This is a genomic window from Pseudonocardia oceanicola, from assembly GCF_047200735.1.
Taxonomy (GTDB): domain Bacteria; phylum Actinomycetota; class Actinomycetes; order Mycobacteriales; family Pseudonocardiaceae; genus Pseudonocardia.
Genome location: NZ_JBJZON010000004.1, coordinates 227403 through 242078 on the forward strand (window position 1 = coordinate 227403; position 14676 = coordinate 242078).

Genomic DNA, 14676 nt, shown 5'->3' on the forward strand with positions numbered 1-14676 from the left:
TGGCGATAGTCGCCATAGCGACTATCGCCACTCACCGGGGTGGGTCAGGGGGCGACGAAGACCGCGGTGGTGTGCTCGGTGTCGAGGAACTCCTTCACCGAGCTGATCTTGCCGTCCCGCACCGTGAAGACGAAGTGGTACAGGTTGTTGTAGACCCGTCCGTTCTTCAGCTCCGCGTAGGACTCGGTCTCCACCGCCACCCGCTTGCCCTCGGCCGTGAAGGCCAGCGGGGTCAGCGTGATCGCGCCGGTCTTCGTGCCCTCGGCGATCCCGCCGAGCATCTCGCCGAAGCCCGCCTTGTCCTTGGTGCCGGAGATCCCGGGGATGTTCCCGGCGACCCACCACGTGGCGTCGTCGGTGAGCGAATCGAGGATCCCGTTCACGTCACCGGAGGAGAAGACCTCCATGAACTCGGTGACGACCTTCTTGTTCTCCTCCTCGAGCGCGCCCACCTCACACCCCCACCGGAGCCTCGACGCCGAGCTTCTTCAGCTCGGGCACGACCTTCTCGCCGAACAGCTTCAGGCTCGCCCGGACCTTGTCGAACGGCAGGCCCGCGAACGACGGCGCGATGCTCGGGTGGTGCGGGCCGAGCACCTCGAGGCGGTGGCGGTACTTCTCGATGCACTGCTCGGGGGTGCCCCACACCTGCGTGTCCGCATAGCCGGCGGCCGCGGCCTCCATGCCGGCCTCACGGATCATGTCCGCGCCGACCTGGTAGGCCTCGTAGCCCTTGGTCTCGCGCCAGTGCTTGCCGGCGAAGTCGTAGTGCTTCACCACGGACAGGAAGTAGCGCGACAGGTACTCGCGGGCGGTCTTCTCGGCCTCCTCCGGGTCCTCGTGGCAGTAGACGAAGTCCTGGGTGTGCACCGGCAGCGGCTCGGTGCCGTGCTCCTCGCGGTAGATGTCGCGGTAGCGGTTGATCGACTCGGCGTGGACCTCCGCCGGGTACTGCATGAAGGTCATCATCCGGGCGCCGACCTTGGCCACCGCGGGCACCGAGTCCGGCGACATCGCGACGCCGTAGATCCGGCCCGCCCAGTCGTACTCCGGGTTCGGGCCGGGCCGCACGACCGCCCGGGGCTGCGGGTAGAAGGGCCCGTCGTTCTCGACGTACCCGTTCCGCAGGCCCGCGACGATCACCGGGGCCGCCTCGTCGAAGCGCTGGCGCGACTCGTTCATGTCCACGCCGAACTGCTCGTACTCCATCTTCGCCAGACCGCGACCCATCCCGAGCAGCACCCGCCCGCCGGACAGGTGGTCGAGCATGATCGCCTTCTCGACGACCCGCAGCGGGTCGTTCCACGGCAGGATCACCGCGCCGGTCCCCAGCTTGATCCGCGAGGTCCTCGCGGCCAGGTAGCTCATCAGCTGCAGGTTGTCCGGGCACATCGAGTAGTCGTCGAAGTGGTGCTCGGCGGCCCAGACGGAGTCGAATCCGTACTCCTCGGCCAGGGCGCCGAGCTCGGCCTCCTGCCGGAACATCTCGCCGTCGGACAGGTTCTCGTGCCAGTTCTGGAACACCAGCAGCACACCGACATCCATGTGGGCGTCCTTCCGTGTCTCGTCCCGCGTCGACTCTTGCCTAACGAGTGTTAGGGAGGCAGATTGTGACGGTAGTCGCAGGGCCCTGCCGAACCAACGACGTCGAGGGGGAGCCATGGCGAGTCCTACAACGGTTCGTCCCGAGCCGCCGCAACAGGACGTGACGGCGGAGTTGACGCTGGTCGCGCGTGCGCTGCGCGCGGAGCTCGGCGCCGCGCGCTGCGTGGTGTACGCCCGCCGGCCCGACGGCGGTCTCGCGCGGCTCGCCGCCGACGGCGATCCGCGCGAGTGCGTGCACACCAGCGCCGCGGTGCCGCTGCTCGTCGGGGGCGAGGTCGCCGGGGTGCTCGAGGTCGAGCGCCACGCGGTCGACGGCCGCCCGCCGGACGACACCGCGGCCGAGCGCGACGCCACCGCGGCGGCCCCGTACGCCGGCCTCGCCGAGACGATCCTCGGCCGCGAGCGGCAGGCCGACGTCGGCGCCCGCCAGCGTCGCGAGCTCGCGGAGTTGGGCCGGACCCGGGAGCTGCAGCGGCGGCTGTCCGCGGCCGTGGCGAGCGGCACCGAGGGCCAGGCGCTGGTCGCGCTGCTGGCGTCGCTGCTCGGCACCGGTGTCGCCCTGCTCGACGCCGCGCTGCACCCGGTGACCTGGAGCAGGCCCGACGGGCCCGCGGTGCTGCACGAGTCCTCCTTCCTGCCCGGCACTGCCCGGGTGCGTGCGGGGCTCGCCGACCTCGGGCCGGAACGCACCACGACCGTGCTGCCGCCCGATCCCGACGCAGGCCTGATGCGCCGCCACCTCGTCGCCGCGCTCGTCGGCGAGGGCGAGGTGTCCGGCTACCTCGACGTCGTCGAGACGGGGCGGCGCTTCGGCCCGGCCGACGCGGCGGTCGCCGAGTACGCCGCGGCCGTGCTGGCCCTGCAGTCGTTGTCGGAGACCCGCCGCGCGCAGGCGGTCGTGCAGGCCCGCGACGACGTCCTCGGCGAGCTGCTGCGCGGCTCCCGCACGCCGGACGACCTGCGGCGGATGGCCGCGCATGTCGGCCTCGAGGTGGACCGGCCGCACCTGCTGGTGCGGCTGCCGGTGGCCGACGGGCGCAGCGCCCGCGACGGAAGGGACGCGGCGTCGACGGTGGTCGCGGAGGCGCTCGGGGTGCCGGTGCTCGCGATCGCCGAGCCCGACGCCGTCGTCCTGCTCGCGGGTCTGCCCGCCGGTAGCGCTCCGGAGGCCCGGATCAAGGCGCGGCTGGGCGAGGTGCTCGACCGGCTCGGGCCGCTGACGGGCTGTCGCCGGGCGGTCGTCTCGGCGGTCTGCCGGCGGGTCGCGGACTATCCGGCCGCACACGCCGAGTGCCGCGACGCCGAGGCGATCGTGGCGGGCTTCGGCGGCCGGCCCGGGGTGGCGGACGCCGCCGACTTCCGCACGCTGCGGCTGGTGGTCAACGGCGAGCGCACCTCGGTGGCGGTGCGGTTCGCCGAGACGCTGCTCGGCCCGCTGCGCCGTAACGACGCGGAGACGGGCGGCGATCTCACGGACACGCTCCGGCACTACCTGGCCTGCGGCGCGCAGGTGCGCGCCACGGCGAAGGTGCTGGGCGTGCACGAGAACACCATCCGCTACCGGCTGGGTCGCATCGAGCACGTCGGCGGCCTCGACCTGCGGCGGTTCGACGCCCTGCTGGCGGCCCAGCTGGCCCTGCAGGTCGACGACCTGGCGCGGGGCGGCGCCGGCTGAACCGGCCGTGCGTGCCACCATCCGGACGAACCGGGGGCCGACGACGGGGGGATCCACGGTGATCCAGGCACGGACGGCGGAGACCGGGACGGTCCGCGCGACCCGGTCCCGGCCGGGGACGGCCGCGCGCCGGGCCGAGATCGTGGCGGTGGCGAGCCGGCTGTTCCGCGAACGGGGCTACCACGGCGTCGGGATGCGCGCGATCGCCGAGGCCGCCGACATCCAGGCCGCCTCGCTGTACCACCACTTCGCCAGCAAGGAGGAGCTGCTCCTCGAGTCGATCTACGTGGTCGACCGCGACCTCGTGGTGGACCAGCTGCCGATCCTGGAGGGTGCGGGCACGTACCGGGAGCGGTTCGGCCGGCTGGTCCGCGGGCACGTGAGGCACATCGGCGCCAACCGGGACGCCTGGTGGGTGGCGGGACGCGAGCTGCGCGCGCTGTCCCCGGAGAAGCTCGACGAGGTGCAGGTCTACCGGCGCCGCTACCAGCACGCCCTGGGCGAGTTCCTGGCCGCGGGCGCCGCGGCGGGCGAGTTCTCCTGCGAGGACCCGCGCCTGTCCGCGCTCGCGGTGCTGGACATGATCAACGGGCCGAACGAGTGGTGGGAACCGGGCGGCCGGCTCGCCATCGACGAGCTGGCCGCCCGGTACGCCGCCCTGGCGCTGCGGCTGGTGGGGGCGGAACCGGCCCCGGGGGCACCCGCCGGGCCGGGCCGGGGTCAGGCGAGGAAGCGCAGCAGCTCGGCCCGGTAGGTCTCCGGGTCCTCCAGGAACGGCGCGTGGCCGACCCCGGCGAACTCGACCAGTCGGCCGTCGCGGCAGAGCTCGATGCCCGCCTGCGCCCCCGAGAACGACACGAAGGCGTCGTCCGTGCCGTGCAGGGACAGCACGGGAACCGACAGCCCGGCGAGGAGCTCGCGCTGGTCGAGGTCGATCAGCCCCCGCATCGTGTCGGCGGCCCGCGCGCCCGTCTGCATGAACTGCAGCCAGATGGACTGCATGAGGTCGTCGGAGAGCGGCTTGGCGGCCACCGCCGAGGTGATCCCGCGGAAGGTCGCCGGCCGGTCCGCGGCCAGCCCCGCGAGCACCGCCTCGGTGTCCGCGGGGGCGCCGCCGTGCGGCCAGCCGTCCGTCGCCGTGTAGCGCGGGCTCGCCCCGCCGGTGAGGACCACACCGGAGATCTCGTCGCCCAGCTCCGCCGCCGCGGCGACCACGACCGCCCCGCCCAGCGACCAGCCGTTGAGCACCGGACGGTCCAGTCCGAGGTGCCGGACCAGGGCGACGACGTCCGACGCGATCGCCTCGACCGAGACGTCGTCGAAGTCCTTGTCCGAGCGCCCGCACGCGCGGTGCTCGATCAGCGCGACCTCGTGGCCCGCGTCGAGCAGCGCGGTGAGGGTGGTGTCCCAGCACTCGCTCGTCGCGCCCCAGCCGTGCACCAGCACGATCGGGCGGCCGCCGGCGCCGCGGTGGTGCTCGTAGTAGACCTGCTTGCCGTCGCGCTCCAGGTACGCCATGTCGTCTCCTTCTCGGGTCGGTGCTGTCGCCGGACTCAGGCCGCCAGCCGCTCGCGGACCTGCGGCATGACCTTCGTGGCCAGGTACTCGATGCGCTCGGAGCCGCTGTCGACGGGCTCGCCGGGCAGCTGCGCCCAGAAGTGCACGTCGCGGATCTGCGGCCGCCCGCTCAGCAGCGCGGTCAGCTCGGTGATCGCGGTGTCGGCGTCCCACAGCAGGTACGCGCCGGCGTCGACGATCTGCTGGGGGTCGGTGAAGCGCGGGGTCGCGTCGGGCGGGCCGAAGGCGCCCCAGGAGATGTACTCGTTGAGCTGGTAGAGGGCGTGCTCGCCGATGCGGGCCCACGTGCGTTCCGGGTCCTCGGCGATCACGGCCCACTGCCCGGCGTAGATCCGGGCCTCCTCGACGGGCCTCCCGAGCGCCGCGACCGCGTCGAGGTAGGTCTGCTGGTGGGCGTTCTGGGTGGAGAGGAAGCCGTCGGCGATACGGGCGGCGCGGGCGATCGCGGGCTCGGCCATCGCCCCGACCAGCAGCTGCGGCGTCGTCTCCGGCTGCGGGGTCACGGCCAGCCCCTCGGGCAGCGTGTAGCGCCTGCCGGTGAAGCCGCTCGCGTCGCCGGCCCAGGCGCGGCGGATGATCTCGACGCCCTCCTCGAGCAGGCTCGGCCGGTTGCGGACCGTCTGCCCGAAGGCGGCGAACTCGCGCTCCCAGTAGCCCTGTCCGACCCCGAGATCGAACCGGCCGTCCGTGAGCAGCGAGAGCGTCGCGGCGTCCTCGGCCAGCCGCACGGGGTTGTGCAACGGCGAGACGATCAGGTTGGTGCCGATCCGCATCCGTGCGGTGCGCTCGCCGATCGACGAGGCCAGCACGAAGGGGGAGGGGCTGTACCCGTCCGCGCAGAAGTGGTGCTCGGTCAGCCAGACCGAACCCAGCCCCTCCTGCTCGGCCCAGGTGATCTGCTCCAGGACCTCCCGGTAGAACGAGCCGAACGGTCGCTCGGGGTCGGGATTGCGGAAGTCGTACCAGAGCCCGAAGACCGGTCCCGTGCCGTCCACCAGTGGCCCCTTTCGTCGGCTGCCGGGGAGCGTCCCGGCGCCGGGCGGAGGTGTCATCCCCCTCGTACGCGAAGCGTTGTGGACGTCCCCAACCGCGTCCGCGGGCCCTGTGGACTCTCCCAACACGCTCGTCGTGCCGCCCTGTCGGCCCGGGGCCCCGGTTCCTAGCGTCGGGCGGGTCGTCGACGAAGGGGGCACGTCGTGTCCGATCTCCCCCCGCTGCAGGAGGCCACGCTGCGCGACAAGGTCGCCGTCGTGACCGGGGCCGCGCAGGGCATCGGCCGGGCCACCGCCCTACGGCTGGCCACCGAGGGCGCGCTGGTGACGTGCGCGGACATCAAGGACACCGCCGAGACCGTCGCCCTCGCGGAGAAGGAGGGCGGGCAGGCCGTCGGCGTGCGGCTCGACGTCCGCCGCGCCGCCGACTGGGAGGCCGGGATCGCCGGGGTGCTCGAGCGGCACGGCCGGGTCGACCTGCTGGCCAACATCGCGGGCATCGTGAACATGCAGAGCGAGGACACCGTCGTCGGGCTGACCGAGGAGGCGTGGGAGAACGTCCTGGCCACCGACCTCACAGGTGTCTGGCTCGGGATGCGGGCGGTGATCCCGTCGATGATCGAGGCCGGTGGCGGGCGGATCGTGAACATCAGCTCGCTGGCGGCGTTGCGCGGCCTGCCGAACCTCGCCTCCTACTCGGCGGCCAAGGGCGGCGTGATCGGACTGACCCAGCAGGCCGCCTTCGAGTACGGCCCGCGGAACATCCTGGTCAACGCGATCGCGCCGGGCACGATCGACACTCCCATCCTCGGCGACATCACGCCGGAGATGAAGGCGGCCAACGCCCGGGCCCACATCATCGACCGGCTCGGCCTGCCCGAGGAGATCGCCTCGATGGTGGCGTACCTGTTCCGGGAGGGCCGGTTCGTGACCGGGCAGGTCTACCCGGTCGACGGCGGGTGGTCGGCCAAGGGCAACTACTGACCTCCCGCGTCGGCGGCGTGCGGTCCCCGCAGGGCCCGACCGGCCCGACCGGCCGGAGAGGTCGCCGCGTCATCGACGCACTGATCGCCGTCAGGGACCGCCTCCGGCCACATGCGGCCGTCGCCGGTCCCGCTCGGTGATCATGTCGGGCGCGGCAGCACGACGGGCCCGGGCGCAGGGTGCGCCGGGGCCCGTCGGTGGGAGGACGTGCCGCGGAATCAGACCGTCGCGGTCCGCGCGGCGCCCGCCCCGGTGCGGCGGGGACTGCGGCCGAGGTCGCGGGTCGGGACCCGGAAGGTCTCGCGGGCGGTCGCGGCGGCGACTGCGGCCACCAGGCACAGTGCCCCGCCGAGGACCGCGACCGGGACCCAGCCGGACACGCCCGGGCCGGCCACCGCGGCGGCGATGGTGGGGGAGAAGCCCCCGATGGCGAAGCCGATCTGGGTACCGATCGCCATGCCGGACAAGCGGACCCGGGTCGGGAACATCTCCGCGTAGAAGGCGGGCCACACGCCGTTGGCGGCGCTGTAGACCACGCCGGACAGCGCGACGCCCATCACGAACACCGCGACGATCGAGCCGGTCGAGATCGCCCAGAGGTACCCGGCGAGCAGCAGCCCGCTGCCGAGTGCGCCGGCGACGAACAGCGGCTTGCGGCCGATCCGGTCGGCGACGGAGGCCAGCAGCGGGATGGCCGCGAGGGCGACGACGTTGGCCAGGACACCGACCCACAGCATGGTCGTGCGCGGCAGCTCGACCGTGTTCACGGCGAAGGACAGCGCCCACACGCTGAACAGCGTGCTCACCGAGGCGACGGTGGAGGCGCAGACGACGCGGAGCACGTCGCGCCAGTGGTCGCGGACGAGGACGACGAGCGGCACGTCCGGCTTGGCGCCGTCCTGCGTGGACTCGGCCTCGAAGACCGGCGTCTCGTCCAGCGAGCGTCGAACGACCAGGCCGAACGCCACGACCACCACGCTCGCCAGGAACGGCACCCGCCAGCCCCAGCTCAGCAGCGCGGGCTCGGGCAGCGCCGCGATCGGCAGGAACACCGCCGTGGCGAGGATGAAGCCGGCCTGGGTGCCGCTGAGGGTGAAGCTGGTGAAGAAGGCGCGCCGGCCCTCGGGGGCGTGCTCGAGACTCATCGAGTTGGCCCCGGCCTGCTCACCGGCGGCCGACAGGCCCTGCAGCAGCCGGCAGACCACGAGGAGGACGGGGGCGACGGTGCCGGCCTGGGCGTACGAGGGCAGGCAGCCGATCGCCATCGTGGATGCCCCCATGAGCAGCAGTGTCCAGATCAGCACGCGCTTGCGGCCGAAGCGGTCGCCGATGTGGCCGAGGACCACGGCGCCGATCGGGCGGGCCACGTAGCCCACGCCGAACGTCGCGAGCGCGAGGAGGGTCCCGGTGGCCGGGTTCTCCGCGGGGAAGAACACCTTGCTGAACACCAGCGCCGCGGCGGTGCCGTAGATGAAGAAGTCGTAGTACTCGAGCGCGCTGCCGATCCAGGCGGCGAGCGCCGCCTTGCGCGGCTGGGCCGCCGGCGCGGTGGGGGTCGATGAGGACACGAGGGGCTCCCTGGAGTGTGGCTCCGATGCACGACACAGCGGGACCGGGTCGGACCGGTTTTATGTACCGCCTGGTTACGTACCAGATAGTGAGTTAGGGGTGCGACTGTGTCAACCCCCGGTCGAGGTCCGGCGTGCCGTCAGGCCCGGCCGACGTGCGCGGTGAGGTACTCCAGCACCAGGTCACCGAGCATGCGGCGGTAGTGGTCGCGGCGCGCGGGATCCAGCAGGTCGCGGTCGAAGATGGCCTGGAAGGTGTGCCGGTTCGCGGTGCGGAACACGCAGAACGCACTGATCACCATGTGCACGTCGAGGGCGTCGACGTCCTCGCGGAACAGGCCCACCCGGCGGCCGCGCTCGAGGATCCCGCCCAGGACGTCGACGGCCGGCGCGGCGAGCCCGGGCAGCACGGGCGAGGTGCGCAGGTGCTCGGCGTGGTGGATGTTCTCGATGCTGACCAGCCGGATGAAGGCCGGATGCGACTCGTGGTGGTCGAAGGTGAGCTCGGCGAGTGCGCGCATGGCCCGGGCGGGGTCGAGGTGGTCGATGTCGAGCTGTTGCTCGAGGGAGCGGATGCCCTGGTAGGCACGCTCCAGGACGGCCACGTAGAGGCCCTCCTTGTTGCCGAAGTAGTAGTAGATCATCCGCTTGGTCGTGCGCGTGCGGGCCGCGATCTCGTCGACCCGCGCGCCCGCGTAGCCGCGGTCGGCGAACTCGTCGGTGGCGATGTCGAGGATCTCGGCGCGGGTCCGCTCGGCGTCGCGCTGGCGCTCGGGCACGCCGACGGGGCCGCTCGGCTGTGCGCTCACGGGGTCGTCCCGACTGCTCGGTTCACGCGTCGACTCACGGGGCCGACGATATCGGGGTCGCCCTTCCCTTCGGTCGCCCGAGCGGGTACAAGTAACTAGACGGTACATTCAGCGACGGCGAGGGAGCCCGTGCCCATGTCCCAGGACCACCTGCTGACCGGCCTGATCGGGGCCGGCATCGGCCCGTCGCTCTCGCCGGCGCTGCACGAGCGCGAGGCCCGCGAACTGGGGCTGGACTGCACGTACACCCGCTTCGACCTCGACGAGCTGAACCTGCCGGCGGAGGCCGTCGGCGACCTGCTGGCGCGGGTCCGGGCCGAGGGCCGGGCCGGGGTGAACGTCACCCACCCCTGCAAGCAGCTCGTCATCCCGCACCTCGACGACCTCTCGCCCGACGCCGCGGCCGTCGGCGCGGTCAACACGGTCGTCCTCGACGGGGACCGGGCCGTCGGGCACAACACCGACTGGTCCGGCTTCCGCGACGGCCTCGTCGCCGGGCTGCCCGGCGTGCCGCTCGACGACGTCGTGCTGCTCGGCGCGGGCGGGGCCGGCGCGGCCGCGGCGCACGCCCTGCTCAGCCTCGGCGTCGGCAGGCTGTCCGTGCTGGACGTCGACGCCACCCGCGCCGCCGGCCTGGCCGACGCCCTCTCCGCGCGGTTCGGCGCCGGCCGGACCCGCGGCGGTGCCGTCGCCGATCTCGGGCGTCGGCTCACCGGGGCCGACGGCCTGGTGCACGCGACGCCCGTCGGGATGGCCGAGCACCCCGGCCTCCCGCTGCCCGCGGCGATGCTGCGCCCGGAGCTCTGGGTCGCCGAGATCGTCTACCGTCCGCTGGAGACCCCGTTGCTGCGGGCGGCGCGCGCCCGGGGCTGCCGCACGCTCGACGGTGGGCGGATGGCGGTGCACCAGGCCGCGGAGGCCTTGCGGCTGTTCAGCGGCCGCGCGCCGGACCCGGCCCGGATGCTGCGTCACCTCGCCGAGCTGATCGGCGCGGAGACGGCGGATGCCACCGCCGGGGCGGCCGACCGTGTCGCGTGAGCCCCGCACCGCCGTCGCCACCGTCTGTCTCTCCGGTGCGCTGGAGGACAAGCTGCCCGCTGCCGCGGCCGCAGGGTTCGACGGCGTCGAGATCTTCGAGCCGGACCTCGTCGCCTCCCCGATGCCGCCCGGCGAGGTGCGGCTGCGCTGTGCCGATCTCGGGCTGTCGATCGACCTCTACCAGCCCTTCCGCGACCTCGACTCGGTCGATCCGCAGCGGTTCGCGGCCAACCTGCGGCGGGCGGAGCACAAGTTCGGCGTGATGGAGGCGCTGGGCACCGACACGGTGCTGGTCTGTTCCTCGGTCGCGCCCGACGCCGTCGCCGACGCCGACCGGCTCGCCGAGCAGCTGCACGCGCTGGCCGAACGCGCCGCCGACCGCGGGCTGCGGGTCGCCTACGAGGCCCTGGCCTGGGGGCGGCACGTGAACACCTGCGACAGCTCCTGGGAGGCGGTGCGGCGGGCGGACCACCCCGCGCTCGGGCTGTGCCTGGACAGCTTCCACATCCTCTCCCGTGGCTCGGACCCGGCCGCGATCGCCGACATCCCCGGCGAGAAGCTGTTCTTCCTCCAGCTCGCCGACGCCCCGCACCTGTCGATGGACGTGCTGCAGTGGAGCCGCCACCACCGGCTGTTCCCCGGACAGGGCGCGTTCGACCTGCCTGCCTTCCTGGAGCCCGTGCTGCGCGCAGGCTATGCCGGGCCGCTGTCGCTGGAGGTGTTCAACGACGTGTTCCGCCAGGCCGACCCCGCCCGCGCGGCCGTCGACGCGCACCGGTCCCTGCTTGCGCTCGCCGAGGCCACGGCCGCGCGGAGCGCGGGCACCGCAGGGATCGCCGACCCCGTGGCGGAGCCCGCGCCCGAGCTGCACGGGCACGCCTTCGTCGAGCTCTCGGCGGACGAGTCGCTGACCCCTGTGCTGGCCGCACTCGGCTTCGTCCGCACCGGCCGGCACCGGACGAAGCCGGTGGAGCGCTGGGAGCAGGGCGAGGCCCGGATCCTGGTCAACCGGTCCGGGGGTCCGGTCGCGGTCGCCGCGCTGGCCGTCGAGTCGGGCGACCCGCCCGCCGCGGCACGCCGCGCGACCCGGCTCGACGCGCCCCGCCCACCCCGCGAGCGGGGCCCGGCCGAGGCCGATCTCGCCGCCGTCACCGCGCCGGACGGGACCGCGGTGTTCTTCTGCCGCACCGGCGCCCGGGCAGTCGAGGGGCAGGACTGGACCGGCGACTTCGTGCCCACCGCCGAGGCGGACGGGGCGGCCGGGGCGGGGATCGGGGTGACCGGCATCGACCACGTCGGGCTCGCCCAGCCCTTCGACCACTTCGACGAGGCCGCCCTGTTCTACCGCACCGTGCTGGGCCTGGAACCGGCCGCGACCGGCGAGTTCGCCGCGCCGTTCGGTCTGGTCCGCAGCCGTGCCGTCGCCGACCCCGAGCGGCGGGTGCGGCTCGCGCTCACCGTGTCGCTGTTGCGCCGCGGCGAGTGGGCGCCAGGGGTGTCCGAGCCGCAGTACGTCGCCCTCGCCGTCGACGACGTCGTGGACGCCGCCCGGGCGGCCCGCGCGGCCGGGGCGCCGCTGCTGGCGATCCCGGACAACTACTACGCCGACCTCGACGCCCGGCTCGCCCTGTCGTCGGACCGGCTGGCCGCCTACCGCGACCTCGGCGTGCTGCACGAGGAGACCCCCGAGGGCGCCTACCTGCAGGTCTGCACCGAGGTCCTGGGCGGGCGGGTGTTCCTCGCGCTCGTCCAGCGCATCGGGGGCCACGACGGCTACGGCTGGACGGACGCGCCGGTCCGGATGGCCGCGCATCGCCGCCGGCGACTGGCCCGGGAGCACGTCCGCACCCGGCTCTGAGTGAACGGAGGCGGACAGACCCGGGCTACGGCTCGACGTCCGATTCCCGCCGGACCCCGGCGGCCGCCGCTGGTGGGGTGGAGGCATGGATCTCGCGGAGCAGCTCGACGGCGCCGGTGTCGCACACGTTCCGGGGGTGCTGTCCCCGGAGGAGTGCGCGCGGGTGGCCGCCCTGTTCGACGACGACGCACGCTTCCGCAGCACGGTCGTCATGGCCCGGCACGCGTTCGGCGAGGGGACGTACCGCTACTTCGCCGACCCGGTGCCCGACCTCGTGCGGCGACTGCGGGAGGAGTGGTACCCGCCGCTCGCGCAGATCGCGAACCGGTGGGCGGAGCGGCTCGGCGAACGCACCTTCCCGCCCACGCTCGCCGGGCTGCGGGCGGAGTGCGCGGAGCACGGCCAGCGCCGGCCGACGCCCTTGCTGCTGCGCTACGGGCCGGGCGGGCACAACCGGTTGCACCAGGACGTCTACGGCGACCTGACCTTCCCGCTGCAGTTGCTGGTGATGCTCAGCCGGCCGGACGTGGACTTCACGGGCGGCGAGAGCGTGTTCGTGGAGCAGGTGCCGCGACAGCAGTCGCGGCCGATCGTCGTGCGGCCCGGACGGGGCGACGCCGTGGTGTTCCCGGTACACCACCGGCCGGTGCGCGGGGCCCGCGGCGACCATCGCCGGCTGCTGCGGCACGGGGTGAGCGCGGTGCACACGGGGGAGCGGTTCGTGCTCGGGATCATCTTCCACGACGCGCCGTAGTCCGGCGCCGCGCCGGGAGTGACGTCGTTCGTCACGGTGGTCGGGGACGACCGGCGCGGGCGCCACGTGCGACGATCCGGGGGTGGACCCGACCGTGACCGAGGACGCCCCCCGCTGGTTCCGGACCGCGCTGGCGGAACCGCCGGTGCACCGCGACACCGAGGTGGAGGGTGCGCGCGTGCACTACCGCGCCTGGGGTGAGGAGGGCCGGCCCGGGCTGGTCCTCGTGCACGGCGGCGCCGCGCACTCCGGCTGGTGGGACCACATCGCGCCGTTCTTCTCGGCTGGGCACCGGGTCGTCGCGCTCGACCTGACCGGGCACGGCGACAGCGACCGCCGCCCGGACTACGACCTGGAGCTGTGGGCCCGCGAGGTCATGGCGGTGGCGGCCGCGGGCGGCACGGCCGGGCCGCCCACCGTGATCGGACACAGCATGGGCGGCTGGGTGGCCGCGACGGTCGGCGCGCGGTCGGGCGCCGAGGCCGACGGCGTCGTGATCATCGACTCGCCGCTGAACGAGCAGCCGCCCGAGGAGGAGCGGCTGCGCCGTAAGAACCGCACCGCGAAGGTGTACGACGACCGCGAGACGATCCTCGGCCGGTTCACCACCATGCCGACGCAGGAGATCCTGCTGCCCTACGTGCGCCGGCACATCGCCGAGGAGTCGGTGAAGGCCGTCGACGGCGGCTGGAGCTGGAAGTTCGATCCCGGCCTCTTCGCCGAGCGGGTGCTGCTGCGCGACCTGTTGCCGGAGCTCAAGTGCCGCGCCGGCTTCCTGCGCTCGGAGTTCGGGCTGGTCCCGCCCTCGATGGCGGCCGAGATCGACGGCCTGCTCGGCAACCGCGTCCCGATCGTCGACCTCCCGGCGACGGGGCACCACCCGATGCTCGACCAGCCGCTGGTGCTGGTCACCGCGCTGCGTGCGCTGCTGCGGCAGTGGGCGGTGGACCCGCTTCCCGAGTAGGGGCGATGCGTCGGCCGAACCGGAGCTCGCGCGTTCCGAGGCGGGACGGGCCCCTCACGGCTCCGGTGCGGCGGGCGGGTCGGTCAGGGCGTAGAGCGCGGGGAGGTTCACGACGATCCCCTCCTGCGTGCTGCGGGAGATCACGACGACGGCCGGGACCTCCGGGTCCGGGTTCTCCTCGCGGTGCGGGACGAAGGGCGGCACGAAGACGTAGTCGCCGGGCTCGGTCTGCAGCACGACCTCGCCGGTGCCGTCGTGGAAGACGAACCGGGGCCGGCCGCTGACCACGTAGATCGAGGTCTCCGCCTCGCCGTGGTGGTGGTCGCCCGAGTTCGTGGCGGGTGCCACGTGTGTCTCGCCGGTCCACAGCTTCTCCGAGCCGACGGTCGCGCCGCTCACCGCCTCCAGCCGGCGCATGCCGGTGGTCTGGGCGGTGTCGCGGGACAGTTCGCCGCCCTTGACCAGGTGCACCCTCGCCCGGTCCGGCAGCACGGCGGGCGCGTCCCCGGGCCGGGCGGGGAAGTCCGGGTGGAAGCCGTCGCTCACGGGTTCCTCCTCCTGTCGTGGATCGGCTCCGGCCATCATGCCGAGGACACCGGCGACAGGGGAGGACGCGATGGGCCTCCTGGTTCGGCCGGGGCAGGAACCGCGCGGGGCGGAGGACCGCCGCGGTGCGCCTGCCGGGGGGTGACGCAGCGGACTGCCCGGCTCCGGCACTCGGTCGTCGTGACTGATCACGTCCCGTAGCCGCGCGACGCGATCGAACGTCAGCAGCAGACCCCGCTGGACCTCCTCCTCGGAGAGCTTGCGCGGCTGGTCCGGCTGCTCGACCGGCGTACCACCGGCCCCAC

General features: G+C 73.8%; 14 protein-coding genes. 7 read left to right on the forward strand and 7 right to left on the reverse strand.

Annotated elements, in window-relative coordinates; all coding sequences use genetic code 11:
- Positions 1-44 precede the first annotated feature (44 nt).
- Positions 45-452, reverse strand: coding sequence for a nuclear transport factor 2 family protein (locus tag ACL02T_RS09200; protein ID WP_412830192.1), 408 nt, complete (start codon positions 450-452; stop codon positions 45-47).
- Between the two features lies 1 nt (position 453).
- Positions 454-1545, reverse strand: coding sequence for an LLM class flavin-dependent oxidoreductase (locus ACL02T_RS09205; protein WP_412830193.1), 1092 nt, complete (start codon positions 1543-1545; stop codon positions 454-456).
- Positions 1546-1660: 115 nt separating this feature from the next.
- Here ACL02T_RS09205 and ACL02T_RS09210 point away from each other — a divergent pair, with 115 nt between their 5' ends.
- Together ACL02T_RS09210 and ACL02T_RS09215 are read left to right on the forward strand one after the other, a co-directional pair.
- Positions 1661-3280 (forward strand): helix-turn-helix domain-containing protein, encoded by a 1620-nt coding sequence (locus ACL02T_RS09210; protein ID WP_412830194.1) that lies wholly within the window; start codon positions 1661-1663, stop codon positions 3278-3280.
- A gap of 58 nt (positions 3281-3338) precedes the next feature.
- The gene (locus tag ACL02T_RS09215; protein ID WP_412830195.1) at positions 3339-4034 is read left to right on the forward strand and encodes a TetR/AcrR family transcriptional regulator; all 696 of its coding nucleotides are present in this window, start codon (positions 3339-3341) and stop codon (positions 4032-4034) included.
- Here the strand turns inward: ACL02T_RS09215 and ACL02T_RS09220 are convergent.
- Positions 4001-4798 carry an alpha/beta fold hydrolase gene (locus ACL02T_RS09220; RefSeq protein ID WP_412830196.1) on the reverse strand — a complete coding sequence of 266 codons (798 nt, stop codon included), beginning with the start codon at positions 4796-4798 and terminating at the stop codon, positions 4001-4003. The two genes, ACL02T_RS09215 and ACL02T_RS09220, sit on opposite strands and share 34 nt — an antisense overlap.
- 35 nt (positions 4799-4833) lie before the next feature.
- Positions 4834-5853 (reverse strand): LLM class flavin-dependent oxidoreductase, encoded by a 1020-nt coding sequence (locus tag ACL02T_RS09225; RefSeq protein ID WP_412830197.1) that lies wholly within the window; start codon positions 5851-5853, stop codon positions 4834-4836.
- A 201-nt stretch (positions 5854-6054) separates the two neighbouring features.
- On the opposite strand from ACL02T_RS09225, the gene ACL02T_RS09230 reads away from it, so the two are divergent.
- A complete protein-coding gene (locus tag ACL02T_RS09230; protein ID WP_412830198.1) occupies positions 6055-6834 on the forward strand; it encodes an SDR family NAD(P)-dependent oxidoreductase in 780 nt (259 codons plus the stop codon).
- Positions 6835-7052: 218 nt separating this feature from the next.
- Here the strand turns inward: ACL02T_RS09230 and ACL02T_RS09235 are convergent, their stop codons facing one another.
- Together ACL02T_RS09235 and ACL02T_RS09240 are read right to left on the reverse strand one after the other, a co-directional pair.
- Entirely contained in the window at positions 7053-8402 is a 1350-nt protein-coding gene (locus tag ACL02T_RS09235) for an MFS transporter (RefSeq protein WP_412830199.1), read from the reverse strand.
- 140 nt (positions 8403-8542) lie between these two features.
- Positions 8543-9211, reverse strand: coding sequence for a TetR/AcrR family transcriptional regulator (locus ACL02T_RS09240; protein WP_412830200.1), 669 nt, complete (start codon positions 9209-9211; stop codon positions 8543-8545).
- A 135-nt stretch (positions 9212-9346) separates the two neighbouring features.
- Between ACL02T_RS09240 and ACL02T_RS09245 the strand changes: the two genes are divergently transcribed.
- The 4 genes from ACL02T_RS09245 (at position 9347) to ACL02T_RS09260 (ending at position 13825) form a co-directional block, all read left to right on the forward strand.
- Positions 9347-10249 carry a shikimate dehydrogenase gene (locus ACL02T_RS09245; protein WP_412830201.1) on the forward strand — a complete coding sequence of 301 codons (903 nt, stop codon included), beginning with the start codon at positions 9347-9349 and terminating at the stop codon, positions 10247-10249.
- Positions 10215-12107, forward strand: coding sequence for a sugar phosphate isomerase/epimerase and 4-hydroxyphenylpyruvate domain-containing protein (locus tag ACL02T_RS09250; protein WP_412830202.1), 1893 nt, complete (start codon positions 10215-10217; stop codon positions 12105-12107). Before ACL02T_RS09245 ends, ACL02T_RS09250 begins: the two co-directional genes overlap by 35 nt.
- Positions 12108-12192: 85 nt before the next feature.
- On the forward strand, positions 12193-12861 hold the full coding sequence (locus ACL02T_RS09255; RefSeq protein WP_412830203.1) for a 2OG-Fe(II) oxygenase: 669 nt from the start codon (positions 12193-12195) through the stop codon (positions 12859-12861).
- An 82-nt stretch (positions 12862-12943) separates the two neighbouring features.
- Positions 12944-13825: an alpha/beta fold hydrolase gene (locus ACL02T_RS09260; RefSeq protein ID WP_412830204.1), complete on the forward strand. Its 882-nt coding sequence runs from the start codon at positions 12944-12946 to the stop codon at positions 13823-13825.
- A gap of 54 nt (positions 13826-13879) precedes the next feature.
- On the opposite strand, the gene ACL02T_RS09265 is transcribed toward ACL02T_RS09260, so the two are convergent.
- Positions 13880-14317: a cupin domain-containing protein gene (locus tag ACL02T_RS09265; protein ID WP_412830274.1), complete on the reverse strand. Its 438-nt coding sequence runs from the start codon at positions 14315-14317 to the stop codon at positions 13880-13882.
- Between the last annotated feature and the right edge of the window lie 359 nt (positions 14318-14676).